General features: G+C 58.6%; 15 protein-coding genes and 1 tRNA gene. 6 read left to right on the forward strand and 10 right to left on the reverse strand.

Features of this window, described 5'->3' with window-relative positions; all coding sequences use genetic code 11:
* Window positions 1-139: 139 nt before the first annotated feature.
* From ATY80_RS23615 to ATY80_RS23635, 5 genes are all read right to left on the reverse strand, one after another.
* Window positions 140-3961, reverse strand: a complete 3822-nt coding sequence (locus ATY80_RS23615) for a vitamin B12-dependent ribonucleotide reductase (protein WP_088694744.1) — start codon at window positions 3959-3961, stop codon at window positions 140-142.
* 591 nt (window positions 3962-4552) lie between these two features.
* Window positions 4553-5140 carry a hypothetical protein gene (locus tag ATY80_RS23620; RefSeq protein ID WP_088694745.1) on the reverse strand — a complete coding sequence of 196 codons (588 nt, stop codon included), beginning with the start codon at window positions 5138-5140 and terminating at the stop codon, window positions 4553-4555.
* A 194-nt stretch (window positions 5141-5334) separates the two neighbouring features.
* Complete coding sequence (gpt, locus tag ATY80_RS23625; RefSeq protein WP_088694950.1) at window positions 5335-5832, reverse strand: xanthine phosphoribosyltransferase; 498 nt, start codon at window positions 5830-5832, stop codon at window positions 5335-5337.
* Window positions 5833-6014: 182 nt separating this feature from the next.
* Window positions 6015-6857 carry a universal stress protein gene (locus ATY80_RS23630; protein WP_088694746.1) on the reverse strand — a complete coding sequence of 281 codons (843 nt, stop codon included), beginning with the start codon at window positions 6855-6857 and terminating at the stop codon, window positions 6015-6017.
* A 107-nt stretch (window positions 6858-6964) separates the two neighbouring features.
* A complete protein-coding gene (locus tag ATY80_RS23635) occupies window positions 6965-7741 on the reverse strand; it encodes a competence/damage-inducible protein A (protein WP_088694747.1) in 777 nt (258 codons plus the stop codon).
* Window positions 7742-7954: 213 nt separating this feature from the next.
* Here ATY80_RS23635 and wrbA point away from each other — a divergent pair, with 213 nt between their 5' ends.
* Window positions 7955-8551, forward strand: coding sequence for an NAD(P)H:quinone oxidoreductase type IV (gene wrbA, locus ATY80_RS23640; protein ID WP_088694748.1), 597 nt, complete (start codon window positions 7955-7957; stop codon window positions 8549-8551).
* Between the two features lie 344 nt (window positions 8552-8895).
* Here wrbA and ATY80_RS23645 read toward each other — a convergent pair.
* From ATY80_RS23645 to ATY80_RS23655, 3 genes are all read right to left on the reverse strand, one after another.
* A tRNA-Leu gene (locus tag ATY80_RS23645) sits at window positions 8896-8981 on the reverse strand.
* 66 nt (window positions 8982-9047) lie between these two features.
* Window positions 9048-9872, reverse strand: a complete 825-nt coding sequence (locus ATY80_RS23650; RefSeq protein ID WP_245306921.1) for a glycosyltransferase family A protein — start codon at window positions 9870-9872, stop codon at window positions 9048-9050.
* Window positions 9873-9987: 115 nt separating this feature from the next.
* Entirely contained in the window at window positions 9988-10335 is a 348-nt protein-coding gene (locus tag ATY80_RS23655) for a VanZ family protein (protein WP_088694750.1), read from the reverse strand.
* 179 nt (window positions 10336-10514) lie between these two features.
* Here ATY80_RS23655 and ilvA point away from each other — a divergent pair, with 179 nt between their 5' ends.
* From ilvA to ATY80_RS23670, 3 genes are all read left to right on the forward strand, one after another.
* A complete protein-coding gene (gene ilvA, locus ATY80_RS23660; protein ID WP_088694751.1) occupies window positions 10515-11765 on the forward strand; it encodes a threonine ammonia-lyase in 1251 nt (416 codons plus the stop codon).
* Window positions 11766-11801: 36 nt separating this feature from the next.
* The gene (locus tag ATY80_RS23665) at window positions 11802-12128 is read left to right on the forward strand and encodes an HlyU family transcriptional regulator (protein WP_088694752.1); all 327 of its coding nucleotides are present in this window, start codon (window positions 11802-11804) and stop codon (window positions 12126-12128) included.
* Window positions 12129-12327: 199 nt separating this feature from the next.
* The gene (locus ATY80_RS23670) at window positions 12328-13599 is read left to right on the forward strand and encodes a GGDEF domain-containing protein (RefSeq protein WP_189637261.1); all 1272 of its coding nucleotides are present in this window, start codon (window positions 12328-12330) and stop codon (window positions 13597-13599) included.
* Between the two features lie 3 nt (window positions 13600-13602).
* On the opposite strand, the gene ATY80_RS23675 is transcribed toward ATY80_RS23670, so the two are convergent.
* Window positions 13603-14379, reverse strand: coding sequence for an SDR family oxidoreductase (locus ATY80_RS23675; RefSeq protein WP_088694754.1), 777 nt, complete (start codon window positions 14377-14379; stop codon window positions 13603-13605).
* A gap of 104 nt (window positions 14380-14483) precedes the next feature.
* On the opposite strand from ATY80_RS23675, the gene ATY80_RS23680 reads away from it, so the two are divergent.
* Entirely contained in the window at window positions 14484-15062 is a 579-nt protein-coding gene (locus tag ATY80_RS23680; protein WP_088694755.1) for a TetR/AcrR family transcriptional regulator, read from the forward strand.
* Between the two features lie 47 nt (window positions 15063-15109).
* Here the strand turns inward: ATY80_RS23680 and ATY80_RS23685 are convergent, their stop codons facing one another.
* Window positions 15110-15724: an FMN-dependent NADH-azoreductase gene (locus tag ATY80_RS23685; RefSeq protein ID WP_088694951.1), complete on the reverse strand. Its 615-nt coding sequence runs from the start codon at window positions 15722-15724 to the stop codon at window positions 15110-15112.
* 141 nt (window positions 15725-15865) lie between these two features.
* On the opposite strand from ATY80_RS23685, the gene ATY80_RS23690 reads away from it, so the two are divergent.
* Window positions 15866-16834 carry a LysR family transcriptional regulator gene (locus ATY80_RS23690; protein ID WP_088694756.1) on the forward strand — a complete coding sequence of 323 codons (969 nt, stop codon included), beginning with the start codon at window positions 15866-15868 and terminating at the stop codon, window positions 16832-16834.
* The last annotated feature ends 13 nt before the right edge of the window (window positions 16835-16847 follow it).

Raw genomic sequence — 16847 nt, forward strand, 5'->3', positions numbered from 1 at the left:
TCGAAATGGCGCAGTGACAAACCTAGTGGCTCCCTACATCTCCGGGCACCGAGGCGCCCGGAAGTTTCTCTTTTAGGACACGCTCATCGGTTCTGGGACAAACCCATTGGCTTCCCAGACTGCGATGATCACCGCATCATCAAGAGCACCCGCTCGTTGCGCCGCACGTGTCGCACTTCTCGCAGGTGCCGTTGCGGACCATTGTGAAGTTCTGGCACTCGGAGCACATGTTGCCGGTGTACCCCTGCATGATCGAGCGGGCGCGGCGTTCGGCTTCGACCTTCTTGGCCTCCGTCTTGGCCGATGCCGCGTCGGCGGCTGCCTTGTCGGAGAAGAGGGCGGTTGCCTGCTGCTGACTTTCGCTGGCGACCTCGCCGAGTACCTCTTCGGCGATCTCTTCGGCCAGTTCCTTTGCCCGCTCCTCGTAATCGCGCTTGAAGGCAACGATTTCGGAGCTGGAGATGGCAACGGTCGGCTCGATCCTGCGGGCCGCGGCGCCTGCGAATGACGTCACGGTGCCCGTCGAGGAGGCGCGGGCAGGGGCGGCGGTTGCCGAGCCCTTCGGCTCGCCTGATGCCTGGCGTTCGCCGTTCGAAACCAGCGTCGGCTTGTAGCCGCGGGTCCAGCCGGTCGAGACGAGGTTCGTCTTGCCTTCCTGGATGCCCTTGCCGAGTGCCGTGTTCGAGAAATCAGACGTATCGACATGCGCCAGGTCGTGGCGGCCGAGGTAGGAGACGGCGAGTTCGCGGAACACGTAGTCGAGGATCGATGTGGCGTTCTTGATCGCGTCGTTGCCGATGACCATGCCTGCCGGCTCGAACTTGGTGAAGGTGAAGGCCTCCACATATTCTTCGAGCGGCACGCCGTACTGCAGGCCGAGCGAGATGGCGATGGCGAAGTTGTTCATCATCGCACGGAAGGCGGCACCTTCCTTGTGCATGTCGATGAAGATTTCGCCGAGGCGGCCGTCACCGAATTCGCCGGTGCGCAGGTAGACCTTGTGTCCGCCAACGGCAGCCTTCTGGGTATAGCCCTGGCGGCGGTTCGGCAGCTTTTCGCGTTCGCGGGTGACGCGCTCGACCACACGCTCGATGATCTTTTCGGTGATGGTGACGGCCTGGGCGGCGACCGGCTGCTGCAGCAGATCGTCCAGTGCGTCCTCATCGCTTTCATCTTCGATCAGCGAGGCGTTCAGCGGCTGCGACAGCTTGGAGCCGTCACGATAGAGGGCGTTTGCCTTCAGGCCGAGCTTCCAGGAAAGCATGTAGGCGCTCTTGCAATCGTCGACCGTTGCGTCGTTCGGCATGTTGATCGTCTTGGAGATCGCACCCGAGATGAACGGCTGGGCGGCAGCCATCATGCGGATGTGGCTGTCGACCGAGAGGTAACGCTTGCCGATCTTGCCGCAGGGGTTGGCGCAATCGAAGACGGGCAAGTGCTCGTTCTTCAGGAACGGTGCGCCTTCCAACGTCATCGCACCGCAAACGTGGATGTTCGCAGCCTCGATATCCTTCTTGGAGAAGCCGAGGTGGTCGAGCAGGTTGAAGCTCATGTCGGCGAGCTGCTCGTCGGAAACCTTCAGCGTGCCCTTCAGGAAGTCGGTGCCGAGCGTCCACTGGTTGAAGACGAACTTGATGTCGAAGGCCGACTTCAGCGCGGCGTTGACGGCATCGACCTTCTCGTCGGTGAAGCCCTTGGCCTTCAGCGTCGAGGGGTTGATAGCAGGTGCCTGGTTCAGGTTGCCGTGGCCAACAGCGTAAGCTTCGATCTCGGCGATCTGGCTTTCGGAGTAACCGAGCGTGCGCAACGCTTCCGGAACGGCGCGGTTGATGATCTTGAAGTAGCCGCCGCCGGCAAGCTTCTTGAACTTCACCAGCGCGAAGTCGGGCTCGATACCTGTTGTGTCGCAATCCATGACGAGGCCGATCGTGCCTGTTGGAGCGATGACGGTTGCCTGGGCGTTGCGGTAGCCGTGCTTTTCGCCGAGCTCGAGAGCCTTGTCCCAGGCGCTCTTGGCGTGAGCCGCCAGATCCTGGTCCGGGTTCTCCGAGTGGATGAGCGCGACCGGGTTGATCGACAGGCCTTCATAGCCCGACGTCTCGCCGTAAGCGGCGCGGCGGTGGTTGCGGATGACGCGCAGCATGTTCTCGCGGTTCGGCGCGAACATCGGGAACGGTCCGAGCTCGGAGGCGATCTCGGCCGAGGTGGCGTAGGAGATGCCGGTCATGATTGCGGTCAGCGAGCCGGCGATGGCGCGAGCTTCGTCGCTGTCATAGGGAATGCCCGAGGACATCAGCAGGCCGCCAATGTTGGCGTAGCCGAGGCCGATCGTGCGGTATTCGTAGGAGAGCTCGGCAATCCGCTTCGACGGGAACTGCGCCATCATCACGGAGATTTCGAGAACGACACTCCACAGGCGAACGGCATGCTCGTAGTCTGATATGTTGATGCGCTTGGTGGCAGCATCCTTGAACTGCATGAGGTTCAGCGAGGCAAGGTTGCAGGCCGTGTCGTCGAGGAACATGTATTCCGAGCATGGGTTGGATGCGCGGATCGCGCCGGCAGCCGGGCTGGTGTGCCAGTCGTTCATCGTCGTGTTGAAGTGCAGGCCCGGATCGGCCGATGCCCATGCAGCGTAGGAGATCGACTCCCAGAGGTCGCGTGCCTTCAAGGTCTTCATGACCTTACCGTCCTTACGGGCCTTCAGCTGCCAGTCGCCGTCGTTTTCGACTGCGCGCAGGAAGTCGTCCTTGATCGAGACGGAGTTGTTGGAGTTCTGGCCCGATACGGTGAGGTAGGCTTCGCTGTCCCAGTCCGTGTCGTAGGTCTTGAACTCCATGTCCTTGTAGCCCTGGCGGGCGAACTGGATGACGCGGCCGATGTAGTTCTCAGGAACCTGGTCCTTCTTGGCAGCGCGGATTTCGCGCTTCAGGGCAGGGTTCTTGTTCGGGTCGAAGCAGTCGCCATTGTCGGCCTCGCAGTTGACGCAGGCCTTCATGATCGCCTTCAGGTGCTTGGCGACGACCTTGGAGCCGGTGACGAGGGCGGCAACCTTCTGTTCTTCCTTCACCTTCCAGTTGATATATTCCTCGATATCTGGATGGTCGATGTCGACAACGACCATCTTCGCCGCACGGCGCGTCGTGCCGCCCGACTTGATGGCGCCCGCTGCACGGTCGCCGATCTTCAGGAAGCTCATCAGGCCGGAGGAACGGCCGCCACCGGAAAGCTTTTCGCCTTCGCCGCGGAGGTAGGAGAAGTTCGAGCCGGTGCCGGAGCCGTACTTGAAGAGGCGAGCTTCGCGGACCCACAGGTCCATGATGCCGCCTTCGTTGACGAGATCATCTTCAACGGACTGGATGAAGCAGGCATGCGGTTGCGGATGCTCGTAGGCAGACTTCGACTTCACCAGTTTGCCGGTGAAGGGGTCGACATAGAAGTGACCCTGGCCGGGGCCGTCGATGCCGTAGGCCCAGTGCAGGCCCGTGTTGAACCACTGCGGGGAGTTCGGTGCAACGCGCTGGGTGGCCAGCATGTAGGCAAGCTCGTCCTTGAAGGCAGAGGCATCTTCTTCGGACGAGAAATAGCCGCCCTTCCAGCCCCAGTATGTCCAGGTTCCGGCGAGACGGTCGAAGACCTGGCGGGCGTCGGTTTCGGAACCGTACTGCTGGTCCTTCGGAACATCCTTCAGAGCTGTTTCGTCAGCAACCGAACGCCACAGGAAGGAAGGAACGTCGTTTTCCTCGACCTTCTTCAGCTTCACGGGAACGCCGGCCTTGCGGAAATACTTCTGTGCCAGGATGTCGGCCGCGACCTGCGAGAACTGCGCCGGAACGTCGATGTTTTCGAGGCGGAATACGATCGACCCGTCCGGGTTCTTGATCTCGCTCGTCGCCTTGCGGAATTCGATATCCGCGTAAGCGCTCTGTCCTGCCTTCGTGAAACGGCGTTCTATGCGCATTTCTCTAACCTCTAGCTGCGCGCCTCGTCCCCGTCGACCAAGGCGCAAGTTTCCACCTCCGGCAGCGCCGTGAGGAGCGCAGCCAGTTCTCGTTCCGTATCATCACAGGAGTGTCATCCGGAGATGATTGCTCCTGTATCTTGTGGTGATCGTGGCTGCAAACACTAAATATAGTGTTAACAGCTTATTATCGCCAGCCCCGGATGTCACTTTTTTCGGAAGATAAAAATCGCGCACGAAACCCCTCATGGCGGTCGCCCTTCATGGACGCAACACCCTGATTCTACGCTCGATTTTTTGGAGGGAACCGGCCTCGTTCATTCCGGCCCAACTGCCGTCGCAACATCGGACTCTATTAAGTTGGAAACAGGCGATTCCGTCAAGGGGTTGTTTTTAATGAAGTGTTCACCACAACATATTGTGGATCGGGCTGTGGAGAATGGGGAAAAGAAAGTCGTCTAAGAAATTCAATGGGTTGCGCGCCTTCGTCGCCCCAGAGCCTAAAAAATCTAAGAAAAGTTGCGACCGTGTTGATTTGGTTGCAGCTTTTGCCGGCCAAATGCGGCAGCCGATTCGTTGAGACAATTTTGATCACAATGCGTCAATCGCAATCGTCACCGTTGCGATACCTATAGGCTGTCCGTTTTCATCCTTGATGACAAAGCTCGCCTGCGTTTCCAGCAATTGTGTCTGTTCATCGCGCTCAGCCCGGTCGATAAATATCTCGTCCGACTGCTTCGCGAATGTTTTCAAGAACTTGTCTTCATCACCTTGCCAATAGTCGGTGGTCATCGTGCCCTGGCCGACATTGAGTCCATGACGATCGGTCACGAAAAACTCGATGATGATGCCCTGCGAATCATCCTGTTTGGTCTTGAGGTATCGCGACACCGGCTTGTTGAGCAGGCGCCGGACCATCTCCCAGCCGCCGCTCTGCACCTCGGCGCGGTACGTATTATCGAGCACCTGGATGTTCGCATCGGTGATATTGTCGAACTTGGCGTTCTGATCTTCAATCGCCTTCCGGACGATTGGCGTATTCACCATCGGCTTGACGACGGTCTCGACATATTCCCTTACGACGGAAACATAGGCCGGTTCCGCCGAAGCGGCCAAAGGCGAGAGACAAAGGTTGAGTCCTAAAGCCGCAACCGTCCCGACGTAGCCCCAACGCATCATATTCGTTCCAACGTCGCGCCCGGCGACTAGACTTCCAACCCAGTCCACAGCGCGGTGCCGTTGCCGCGCTGGACTGTTGGCTAGAAGGATAAGGCCTGAGGGAGCGGCGCGATAGCGAAATCCAATGCGTTAGTTAAACAAAGATTGGCACAATCTGAAATTGTGCGGGCTCATTGGCCTGCGACAGCCGACCTTTAGCCGCGGCCGGCCTTGGAGATCGGCTCCTGATAGGTGAACCCCATATCCCAAGGGAAATAGATCCAGGTGTCCTGGCTGACTTCCGTAACGAACGTATCGATCGTCGGCACACCTTGAGGCTTTGCGTAGACGCAGGCAAAGTGTGCTTTGGGCAGGATCGAGCGAACTTCCGAGGCCGTCTTACCGGTGTCGGTCAGATCGTCAATGACGAGGACAGCTTCACCTTCATCAGCGGTCAGTTCCGGCGCGATGCCCTTCAGGAGCATCATTTCACCCTGGTTCACATAGTCGTGGTAGGACGCGACGCAGACCGTTTCGATCAGTCGGATGTTAAGTTCGCGCGAGATGATCGCCGCCGGCACGAGGCCGCCACGCGTGATACAGACGATTGCCTTGAAATCGCGCTTCAAACCAGCGAGGCGCCAGGCAAGGGCACGCGCATCGCGGTGGAATTGATCCCAGGAAACGGGAAAGGCTTTATCGGGAAGGGACATGGTTTGCTCCGCGGCATGAATGATGACACGCCGTTTGCCGGCGGCCGGACAAGGCATTCCGCGATCGGCCAAACGCAAATCGCGCAGCCGAGACTGCGCGATAGGAGGACCGAAGCCGGAGCTCGTCATCGGTCGCCGCAATTAACGGATTCCGGGGACAAAACGCAAGCCCCTCGTGATTCTTATCGTGACAGCAGCGTCAATGCAGTCATCGACTGGAGCAGCGTTTTCGTGGTGCCGCCGAAAATCATCTGCCAGAGTCGCGAATGGGTGTAGGCGCCCATGACCAGCAGGTCGATGCTGCTGTCGGAGAGGCGGTTTTCGATGACTGTCGACGCGGATTTGTCTACGCTTTGGGCGGTCGCCAGGGTGACCTTGACGCCGTGACGGGAGAGAGCCGATGCAATGTCCGCGCCCGCAACAGCCGCAGACTGGAGTGCATTGTCGACGGGGTCGACGGAGAAAATCTCGACTTCGTCAGCGGCCTTCAGTATCGGCAAGGCATCAAACGCGGCGCGCGCTGCCTCCCTTGAGCCGTTCCAGGCGATAAGAACACGCTTGATCGGCTTCGGTTGGCGCAGCACAAAGGGGATCATCATGACCGGGCGACCGCTTTCGAAGAGAAAGTTGTCGATGTCGACGTGACTGTCCGACGGCTTCGCTGGATTGGCCTGTGACGCGATCAGCAAGTCAGCGCTTCGGGCGCTTTCGATCAACGGCGCCGTGCCGTAGCCGGTCGATGAGGCAAAGTTCCGCCATTCATAGGAGACGCCTTCAGCCTGTGCCTTTCTGCGGAAGATGCGCTCGACCTCGACCGTTTCCGCACGGGCCATGTCCTGAAGCGCCTGCACAGCGACGGGGTCGGGTATCTCCATCGGCGCGACAAGTGGCACGACTGCGACGGTTTCCGCATGAAGGCCGATAACGTGGGCATTGGTCTGCGCGGCAATGGCAAAAGCAAAATCGGCCACGGCTTTGGCGTTATCGACGGTATCGAGAATGGCGAGTATGGTTTTGTAAGACATAAACAATTCTCCTTACGCGGATGAAATCGGCTATCTTCAACGAGAATGCGCCGGCAGGGGCGCCGGTTCCTTGATGCATATCAAGGGCTAACCGGATCTCCTCTATGCTACGCCTCTGCCGAACGGTTTTCAGCGACCTCCTTTGCTTGGCGGATGGTCTCGATCATGGCACGCACGTCGATTCCCGCGGCATCGACCGCATCCTGCGAGCGGCTGCGGATGACGATTTCAGTCGAGAATGCCTGGCCGATATAGCGGGGGTAGGAGCCGATGCTCGTCTCCGGGTGGGCTTTCTGGATGGCGGCAAGCGGCGTGCCGATGTCACCCTCGCCGTAAGGGCAGGAGATGCCGAGCGAGAGCACGCGCGTGCCGGTGCGCAAGGTCGGGATGACGGCGTCGACCATGGCCTGGAAGACCTGCGGAACGCCGGCCATGACATGAACGTTGCCGATGATAAAGCCGGGCGCTGTCGAGACCGGGTTGGGGATATGGCGCGCGCCTTTCGGCATGCGCGCCATTCTCTTTCTGGCATCGGTGAAATCAAGCTCACGGCGTGCATACATTTCGCCAAGCAAAGCCATGGCGTCGGCGTCATATTCGCAAGGCAACCCGAATGCCGCGGACACGGCATCGGCGGTGATGTCGTCATGGGTCGGTCCAATGCCCCCCGAGGTGAAGATGTAGTCGTATTTTGCACGCAACGTATTGAGTGCCTCGACGATCGCGTCTTCCTCGTCGCCGACGATGCGGACCTCCTTGAGATCGATGCCGCAAAGCGTCAGCATATCGGCCAGGTGCCCGATGTTCTTGTCCTTGGTGCGGCCGGATAGGAGTTCGTCGCCAATGGCAAGCATGGCGGCGGTGACGATTGTCTGATTGGTCATTGGAAATTTCCGAATATTTGGATCCTAGCATAGGTAGCGCCGTTCGCTGGTCTTGCAAACCGTGTCGCTGCCGACAACTCGAGCAATGCTACAAGCAATTTTTCGTCTATGGCTATTGAACAGTGCGTGCTGCGGCGCAGGGCTATGTTCGACACACTCCGCTGCTAAGACTCCAGCCGTTACGAATTCAAATAGAATTGATGGAGATAGGTAATGGCTAAGGTACTGGTGCTCTACTACTCGGCTTACGGCCACATCGAAACGATGGCATACGCCGTTGCCGAAGGCGCAAGGTCGACTGGCGCGGAAGTCACCGTCAAGCGTGTTCCGGAGCTGGTTCCGGAAGAGGTCGCCAAGGCGTCCTACTACAAGATGGATCAGTCTGCTCCGATCGCCACTGTCGACGAACTTGCCGATTACGACGCAATCATCGTCGGTGCGGGTACGCGCTTCGGGACGGTCGCCTCGCAGATGCGCAATTTCTGGGATCAGACGGGCGGCCTCTGGTTTTCTGGCAAGCTGGTCGGCAAAGTGGGCTCCGTATTTACCTCGTCGGCAACGCAGCACGGCGGTCAGGAGTCCACCATTCTCGGCTTCATTCCAACCTTCCTGCACCAGGGCATGATCGTCGCCGGCCTTCCCTATGCATTCCAGGGCCAGATGGGCGTTGATGAAATCAAGGGCGGCTCGCCCTATGGCGCGTCGACCATCACGGACGGTGACGGATCGCGTCAGCCTTCCGCAATCGAGCTGGAAGCGGCCAAGTATCAGGGCGCTCACGTCGCCAAGATTGCTGCCAAGCTGGGCTGACCGGCTCCCTTCAGTGATAGGCGCGGCCATCGGGGTCGCGCCCGCTTACACCAGAGTAGCCGATTGCGTCAGCCGTAAAGTTCGTGCAGTTTCGCTGCGCAGAAAAGAAGCGGTATGCCGACAATCGCAACCGCGATCATGAATGTCGTTCCCGCCCGGAGCAATTTGAGACGTCGCGTTCTCGTGCCATCCCAATCGTAAACCATCGCCTTACTCCCACAAGACAAGCTTACAACTATGCGCAGCCCCAACCGCGGTCCTTCTGGCGCGCGCATAGAAGCACATTCGCAAGCGATGATAAAGGGCAATGGCGGGTTCGCCGGAGTTGGTGGAGACCGGCATGATGGTGCGAGCGACGGGGATCGAACCCGTACAGCCTAAGGCCGAGGGATTTTAAGTCCCTTGCGTCTACCAGTTTCGCCACGCTCGCGTTCAACGATCCCAATAACTTAGCGAATCTGTTTTGGGAAGCTCTGCGCACCAATCGTGGTGCAATTTACTGCCATATATTGAAATGCTGCTGCATGTACTCGATGCACCGGCGATTGGCTTCGCTGCGACGCGCACCCTCGATGGTGGCGAGGTATAGTGAGGCGACATCGTGTGCTGCGGTCGTCTGTGGTTCTTCCAGCCCAGCAGGGAGCCAGATCGGGATACCTTTCAGCGCAAGCATGCCTGACAACCAAACATCATCAACTGCCCATATGACATCAGGGATGTCATATGCGATGTCATCGAAAAACTCCGGACGCACCACGGCACCACCGAGCCCTTGAAGCACATCCACATAGCCCCCCTTTGCAACCAGCCTTCGCATCGGTTTCGGCTGGTCCAAACGCAAGACCATGGAAGCGACCTTATGCCGTAGTCGGCGGGCGCGGAGCAAAAGATCCATTCTCCGCCTCCGCACTGCTTTCGGCACGAAGGCGGAGGGTTTCGCTATATGGGTCGGCACGTCCTTGCCGATGAGGGCTACGCATTCTGTTGGTCGCTCGTCCTGTGCCGCGAACAACTGAGAGGCCCAATTAGGCGAGAACATCTTGTCGTCATCACAGAATAGAATCTGTGCCTTTTTCCCGCGGAACTCGCGTGCGGCAAACAACACCTTGGACGCAGGTCCCATGTCTTCTTCAGGGCGAACTATCGTGATTCCGGTGGGGACTGACGGAACCGATCCATCGTAGTCGGGAAACCGCCGATATCGTTTGGGAACGTAGAGCCGGATCTCATCCACCGCGCCGTTCTGCTTTATTAGGCTGTTAAGTGTCGGTGCAAGCTTGGAGAAACGTGGAGGGATAGTAGAGAGCGAGATGATGCGCAATGTCGTCGGCATCCGATGTAAACCATTGACGAAAGTTGGATGGTACTATCCCATTCCGAGTTGCGCTAAGTCAACCAAGCCGAACCAGTGAGAAGAGCGGGATAGGTGTGGGTATTTATGAGGCGCCAGCTGCGGATTTTGCGTACACGCGGGCCGCGAATATTCCCGCAGATGCGCCGAGGATCTTGACGAGCGCATCGTGCAGGCGCGCATGGCGCGTTGGCGACAGATATTGAAGATATTCGATTGCAAATGCGCCAACGATCAAGAGCACGGCGACAGCGAGCCAATGCCTGGGATAGGCCAGTGCGAACATGAAGCCGACCAACACATAGGCGAGTGCGCGGTCGAGATTGACCGAGGTCACGGTATGCGGCCGCAGTCCGATCGGTGACAGCGTGACGAAAATAATGGCCGCGAGAAGCAACCAGGCAACCGGCTTTGCAAATTTGCTCGAGATCATCAGAGTGATTTAGCCGCATCGCGGGCGAATTGATAGCGCACAATTGCGTTATCCGACCGGGGATCTAGAGATTTGAGTTAAAAGGTGACTTTTGAAGTAAACAATATTGGTGGATATGGGCTTTTTTGCTCCTCCCACTTGTGCGATAGCGAAAGCGAAACAGGAATGGACGAACGATCGTGACCAGACAGGATGTCGAGAGCGCCGAGGTGGCCATGCGCAGCCTCTTTCCAGAAACGCCACTGCAACTGAACGAGCACCTGTCTGCGCGCTATGGCGCGGACATCTGGCTGAAGCGCGAAGACCTTTCGCCCGTGCGCTCCTACAAGATTCGCGGAGCGTTTAATTTCTTCCGGAAGGCGATCGCCGAGGGTGCTGGCGGCAAGACCTTCGTTTGTGCTTCGGCCGGCAATCATGCTCAGGGCTTCGCCTTTGTCTGCCGCTATTTCGGAGTGCCTGGTGTTGTTTTCATGCCGGTAACGACGCCGCAGCAGAAGATCGACAAGACACGCATCTTTGGCGCGGAATTCATCACGATTAAGCTGACCGGTGATTTCTTCGATCAGTGCTACCAGGCCGCCCGCGATCACGTCGAGGCGATCGACGGTGTGATGGTACCGCCGTTCGACCATGCCGATATCATCGAGGGGCAGGCGACAGTTGCTGCGGAAATTCTGCAACAGCTGCCTGGGGGAACGCTACCTGATTTGGTGGTGATGCCTGTGGGGGGCGGTGGCCTCGCGGCTGGCATCACCGGCTATCTCGAGGGCGTTTTGCCAAAATCCGGCTTCATCTTTACGGAGCCGGCTGGAGCGCCGAGCTTGAAGCGAAGCATTGAGGCGGGGGGCGTGGTGACGCTCACCAAGGTTGACAATTTCGTCGACGGTGCGGCCGTGGCGCGGATCGGCGATCTGAACTTCGCGGCCTTGGAAAGGTTCCCGACCGAACAGGTCATGCTGATGCCGGAGAACGCGATCTGCGTGACCATTAGCGAGATGCTGAATGTAGAGGGCGTTGTTCTCGAGCCGGCAGGGGCACTGTCGCTGACCGCGATCGCTGCGATGGATCCGGAAGTGCTCAGAGGAAAGACTGTCGTCGCCGTCGTTTCTGGCGGCAACTTCGATTTCGAGCGCCTTCCCGATGTCAAGGAGCGCGCGATGCGCTACGCCGGCTTGAAGAAGTACTTCATCGTGCGAATGCCGCAGCGACCGGGCGCTTTGCGTGACTTCCTGAATCTGCTCGGCCCCGACGACGATATCGCTCGCTTCGAATATTTGAAGAAGACAGCACGCAACTTCGGCTCGGTGCTGATCGGTATTGAGACCAAGGCGCCCGAGAATTTCGCGCAACTCATCGCGAACTTCGACAACGCCGCCATTGGCTTCGAGGACATCACCGAAAACGAGATCCTTGCAAACCTCATCATTTAACTTTTCCGGCACGAGCTGCCATGATAAAGGCGAAGTATGGCTTCGATCTTCTCCAGCATTTTCTCAAGGTTTTCAGGCGGTGGCAAATCGGCTGACGCCCCGGCAGGCGTTTCTTCCGAGCCGCAGCTCTACGGCGACTGCACGATCTACGCCGAGCCGCAGAAGGAAGGTGGCCAGTATCGCCTTGCCGGCCGGATCGAGAAGACGGTAGGTGGGGAAGTCCTCATACGCAATTTCATTCGCGCCGACATGTTCGGGTCCTCCGACGATGCGATCGAGTGCACGGTGCGCAAAGCACAGCAGATCATCGATCAGAATGGTCCATCGTTATTCAACGATGGCGCAAAGGTTCGCCAGGTCTGACCTGGCTTCTGACACCGCTTCTTCGGTGTCAGACTTGACGGCATTAATCCTCACGTAATCTTAAAGGATTGCGAGGAATCTTGGTGTCTGGAGCCTTGCAGGACAACCACGTGCCTTACAATACACACAGACAGCCACTCATGTTCGCAGCCGCTGATTCTTGGCGCGGCGCCGTCTCGGGCGCTGATGCGAGAGGCGCCTGATGCAAGCCTTTAACCTGCTGCTGTTTGCCATTGAAGCTGTTGGCTATTTCACGCTCATGGTAACGCTCTTGCATTTCCGTCATCGCCTCGGCTTGGGCGTGTTTCTCACTGCCCTCGGCGTCATGCATTTCATGGAAACTTATCTTGCTGCAGTGTTTTACGTGGCGCTGCCATTCGGCGTTGCGTCGCCCGGTTCGTCGGTGTTCTTCGCCGGCAAGCTGATGATGATCCTGATGCTGTATTTGCAAGAAGATGCCGCTACGGTTCGCCAACCGATCTACGGCTTGTTTCTCGGCAACATCCTGACGGTGGCCGTAGCGTGGCTGCTTCAGTTGCATACGCCGATCGATCTCCCCCGCGGCGACGGAGCGAACTTCGATTTCCTCAAGGAAATGGGCTGGCTCATGGTGTGGGGCACAACGCTCCTGTATCTCGATTCCATCGGCATCATCTTGATGTACGAGCGCCTCGGTCGCTATCTGAGGCACAGGATCATTTTACGCTTCATGATCTGTGGCTTCGTCCTCCTGACTTTCGATCAGATCGGGTTCTTCGGTGCATTGCACTATTTCCTTGAGATTCCGGCCTCCGCCTTCTGGGACGGGTGGAGGGCAAAGATGTTCGCCGTCTGTGTCTACACCGTGCTCTTTGCAGTCTACGAGATTTGGATACGCCGCGACGGTATTCCGGCGAGCATGCGGCCGATCAGCGATATCTTCAGCGACCTGACCTTTCGTGAGCGTTACAACGATCTGCTGAACCGGACGGGCAGGGACGTTCTGACCGGCGTTTACGATCGCACGCGCATGGAAATGGAAGCGCCGGTCATGGTCCGCGAAGCCTTGCGGCAAGGGCAGTTCGCTACGGTGATCATTCTGGACGCAGACCATTTCAAGGAGGTCAATGACCGCTTCGGGCATTTGCAGGGAGATGAGGTGTTGAAGGCGATCACGCTTCGCTTAGGGACCATTTTGCGATCGGCCGACCGTGTCTTCCGCTTTGGTGGCGAGGAATTTGTCGCGGTCTGCCCGGCAACCGACCATGCCGAGGGAATGCGACTTGCCGAGCGCTTGCGCTGGACGATTGCGAGCAGCGTGAAGACGCCGGATGGCAAGCCCGTTACCGTCAGCGTCGGTGTGGCGACAGCCGACACCGACGGAGTAAGCTTCACAACTGTTCTTTCGACCGCGGATGAAAGGCTCTATCAGGCAAAGAAAGGCGGCCGCAATTGCGTTGTTGGCAAGCCTGGCCTTGTGAAGACCGGCTAGCGTTTAACTGGCGCGGAATATCTTGGCGCCGGAGGGTGCGCTTGTCGCGCCGCCATCGACCACAATTTCGATCCCTGTGACGTTGCTCGAGTCGCTTGAGGCAAAATAGAGCGCAGCCTTGGCAATCTCTTCCGCTTCGCTCATGCGTCCGAGCGGGCTCATGCCGCCCAGCCTGGCCTCAAGCGCGGACATTGCATCCGCCGTCGACGCCATTGGTTGCCAGATCGGTGTTTTGGTGCCACCCGGCGTGACCTGATTGACGCGGATGCCGCGCGGGGCCAGCTCGGAAGCCATGTTGCGGGTCATGGCACGTACCGCACCCTTCGTAGCGGCATAGGCCGACCAGCCGGGCGCACCAAGCACCGAATGCACCGATCCGTTGAGGATGACGGAGCTGCCGTCGTTCAGATGCGGAAGCGCGGCCTGGACCGTAAAGAAGACGGCCGTGAGGTTCGTGTTGATAATGGTGTTAAACTGCTCCAGCGACGTTGCGCCCAACGGAGTGGCGCCACCGATCCCTGCATTTGCGAAAAGCACGTCAAACTTCCCGAATTTGGCAGCTGCTTCCGCAAATGCCCGTTCCGTGGCAGCTACATCAGTCACGTCGAGCTTCAGCGTGAGCACGTTGCTGCCCAAAGCCTTCTCGGCGGCCGCGAGGGTCTCGGGATTGCGGCCTGTAATGATCACCCTCGCCCCCTCGTCAAGGAAGACCTTGGCAGTGGCAAGACCGATACCGCTGTTTCCGCCCGTGATGAGGGCGACCTTGTTCTGCAGGCGCATTGAATGACTCCTATTGGAAACTTTCGCGATCTGGATTATGATCAATATCCTCAAGGATTACGATTATAATCCTCATGCGTCAATAAGTGCCGGAGAGAATTTTCATGGGTCACTCACAGCAGGATAAACGGAAGACGCACGAGAGGATCGTTGAGATCGCTTCGAGACGTCTGCGCGAGAAGGGGCTGGAAGGCGTGGGCGTCGCGGATCTGATGAAGGAGGCGGGGCTGACGGTCGGCGGCTTCTACAAGCATTTCGCGTCGCGTGACGAACTGGTGGCCGAAGCGATGCAATCGGCCTTCGGCGCCTGGTCCGCGAAGGTCCGGGCGGAAGGGCGGGCTCCGGAGGACATTACGTTGCAGGAGTATGCGGCGACATACCTGAGCGGGGAACATCGAGACGATACGGCCGGCGGCTGCCCGTTCGCGGCCCTCGCGGCTGATATGGCGCGCAGCGGCGAGAAATGTCGGTCGCTCGCGACCGACCAAATAAAAACGAACATGCGCAACATGCAGGCGCGGATGAACCCCACGGACGCGGCAGAAGCCCGCCGCCAGGCGATTATTGCGTCCTGCCTCATGACAGGCGCGTTGGGTCTTGCCCGGATCTCGAACGATGAAGCCTTTGCCGGCGAGATACTCGATACCGTAAAGGTCTTCGTGAACGACTTCTGCACAAAATGAAAACGGCCGGTGAGTTCCGGCCGTTTCAACATCAATTCTGACACCTGTTAGGCGGCGAGGGCGATTTCCTCGGCGCGGGCCTTTGCGGCGCCAATTGCCTTCTCGGCAGCTTCCGGACCAAAGGCGAGGCCTTCAACGTAGATCGTTTCGATATCGGTGATACCGAGGAAGCCGAGGACCGACTTCAGATACGGAACCGCGTGGTTCATGCCAGCTGCCGGACCCTGCGAGTAGACGCCACCGGAAGCAAGAACGACGTAGACCTTTTTGCCGGTGGCAAGGCCAACCGGGCCGCTTTCGGTGTACTTGAAGGTAAGGCCGGCCCGGGCGACGTTGTCGATCCAGGTCTTCAGCGACGAATAGATGTTGAAGTTGATGAGGCCGGTACCGATGACGATCGTATCGGCTGCAAGCAGTTCAGCAACGAGTTCGTCCGACGTCTTCACGGCTGCGGCTTCGGCGGCGGTGCGGTCATCGGCGGGCTTGCGGATGGCAGCGGTGAAGAGATCATCAATGTGCGGCAGCGGGTTGGCGGCGAGGTCGCGACGAACGACGGCGCTGCCTGGCTGCTGGGCCTTGATCTTTTCGACAAGGTCAACGGCGATCGTGGTGGAAAGCGAGTCTGCACGCGGGCTGGACGTCAGAAGCAGGATGGAAGACATGATTGAATTTCCTCTCGAATTGGAGTTCTCGGCTCTTGTAGGGAGCTTCGAGCCGCTGTTTCGAGGCAGAAAATAGGTCTGGCTGACTATCGAAAAAACTGTGATAATGTCGATCGAAATCATCGATAGATTGGATGGAAGATGCTTCCGAATCCCACACTCGACCAGTTGCAGGTGTTCCTCACCGTTGCGGAAACGGGCAGCTTTTCGGCCGCATCGCGCTCGCTAAACCGTGCTCAATCGGTCATCAGCTACACGATCGCCAACCTTGAAGCTCAATTGGAAGTGCCGCTTTTCGAGCGCTCCGGCGCAAGGCAGCCGAAGCTGACGGAGGCGGGCAAGGCGCTCCTCGAAGATGCGCGGCGGCTTGTCTCCGATCTCGAGGTAATGCGCGCCCGCGTGAAAGGGCTGAAGGAAGGGCTGGAGGCCGAAGTCTCCGTCGCGATCAGCGTCATGGTGCCGTCGCACGCGGTCGTCGACGTGCTGCGCGGGTTCCGTGACAAATTCCCGTCCGTGGCGCTCAGTTTGACGGTGGGCGAACTTGGCGTGGTGATGGATCTCGTCTTGAGCGGCAAGGCAACGATTGGCATTGGCGGCGCTCTGCTCAAGCAACATGACGCGCTTGTTGCAGAACAAATAGGACACTCCTTCATGATGCCCGTTGCCGCACATGATCATCCGCTCGCGAAGATCGGTAGACCGTTGACCCTGGCGGATGTCCGCGAGGAGACGCAGTTGGTGGTGACGGATGCATCGGGCTTAACAAAAGGCCGTGATTTCAATGTGCTTTCCTACAAAACATGGCGGGTAAGCGACGTTGCGACGAAACACTCTCTCATTCGCGGTGGGCTGGGTTGGGGCGGCTTGCCCGCCTCGCTTATTCGCAACGATCTGAGAAGCGGTGCTTTGGTCCATCTCGACTTGCCGGCTTTCGAGCAGGGAGAATATCCGATCTACGCCATGAGACGGACCGCCAGCCCGCCGGGTCCGGCAGCGAGTTGGATGATCGATGCGTTTCGGGTGAGGCTCGAGCAATGTCCCAGGCACGCCGATTTTACAGCTCAACTGGCCGAGCTGTCGCCGCCTGATTTGCCGATTGCCGCCGAGTAAGAGGACGCGGATT

Source organism: Rhizobium sp. R711 (assembly GCF_002211365.1).
GTDB lineage: Bacteria > Pseudomonadota > Alphaproteobacteria > Rhizobiales > Rhizobiaceae > Rhizobium.

Bases quoted from the DNA above. Each gene is read 5' to 3' on its own strand.
- ATY80_RS23615 (WP_088694744.1), bottom strand. From the start codon at position 3,961: ATGCGCATAGAACGCCGTTTCACGAAGGCAGGACAGAGCGCTTACGCG.
- ATY80_RS23620 (WP_088694745.1), bottom strand. From the start codon at position 5,140: ATGATGCGTTGGGGCTACGTCGGGACGGTTGCGGCTTTAGGACTCAAC.
- gpt (WP_088694950.1), bottom strand. From the start codon at position 5,832: ATGTCCCTTCCCGATAAAGCCTTTCCCGTTTCCTGGGATCAATTCCAC.
- ATY80_RS23630 (WP_088694746.1), bottom strand. From the start codon at position 6,857: ATGTCTTACAAAACCATACTCGCCATTCTCGATACCGTCGATAACGCC.
- ATY80_RS23635 (WP_088694747.1), bottom strand. From the start codon at position 7,741: ATGACCAATCAGACAATCGTCACCGCCGCCATGCTTGCCATTGGCGAC.
- wrbA (WP_088694748.1), top strand. From the start codon at position 7,955: ATGGCTAAGGTACTGGTGCTCTACTACTCGGCTTACGGCCACATCGAA.
- ATY80_RS23655 (WP_088694750.1), bottom strand. From the start codon at position 10,335: ATGATCTCGAGCAAATTTGCAAAGCCGGTTGCCTGGTTGCTTCTCGCG.
- ATY80_RS23665 (WP_088694752.1), top strand. From the start codon at position 11,802: ATGGCTTCGATCTTCTCCAGCATTTTCTCAAGGTTTTCAGGCGGTGGC.
- ATY80_RS23675 (WP_088694754.1), bottom strand. From the start codon at position 14,379: ATGCGCCTGCAGAACAAGGTCGCCCTCATCACGGGCGGAAACAGCGGT.
- ATY80_RS23680 (WP_088694755.1), top strand. From the start codon at position 14,484: ATGGGTCACTCACAGCAGGATAAACGGAAGACGCACGAGAGGATCGTT.
- ATY80_RS23685 (WP_088694951.1), bottom strand. From the start codon at position 15,724: ATGTCTTCCATCCTGCTTCTGACGTCCAGCCCGCGTGCAGACTCGCTT.
- ATY80_RS23690 (WP_088694756.1), top strand. From the start codon at position 15,866: ATGCTTCCGAATCCCACACTCGACCAGTTGCAGGTGTTCCTCACCGTT.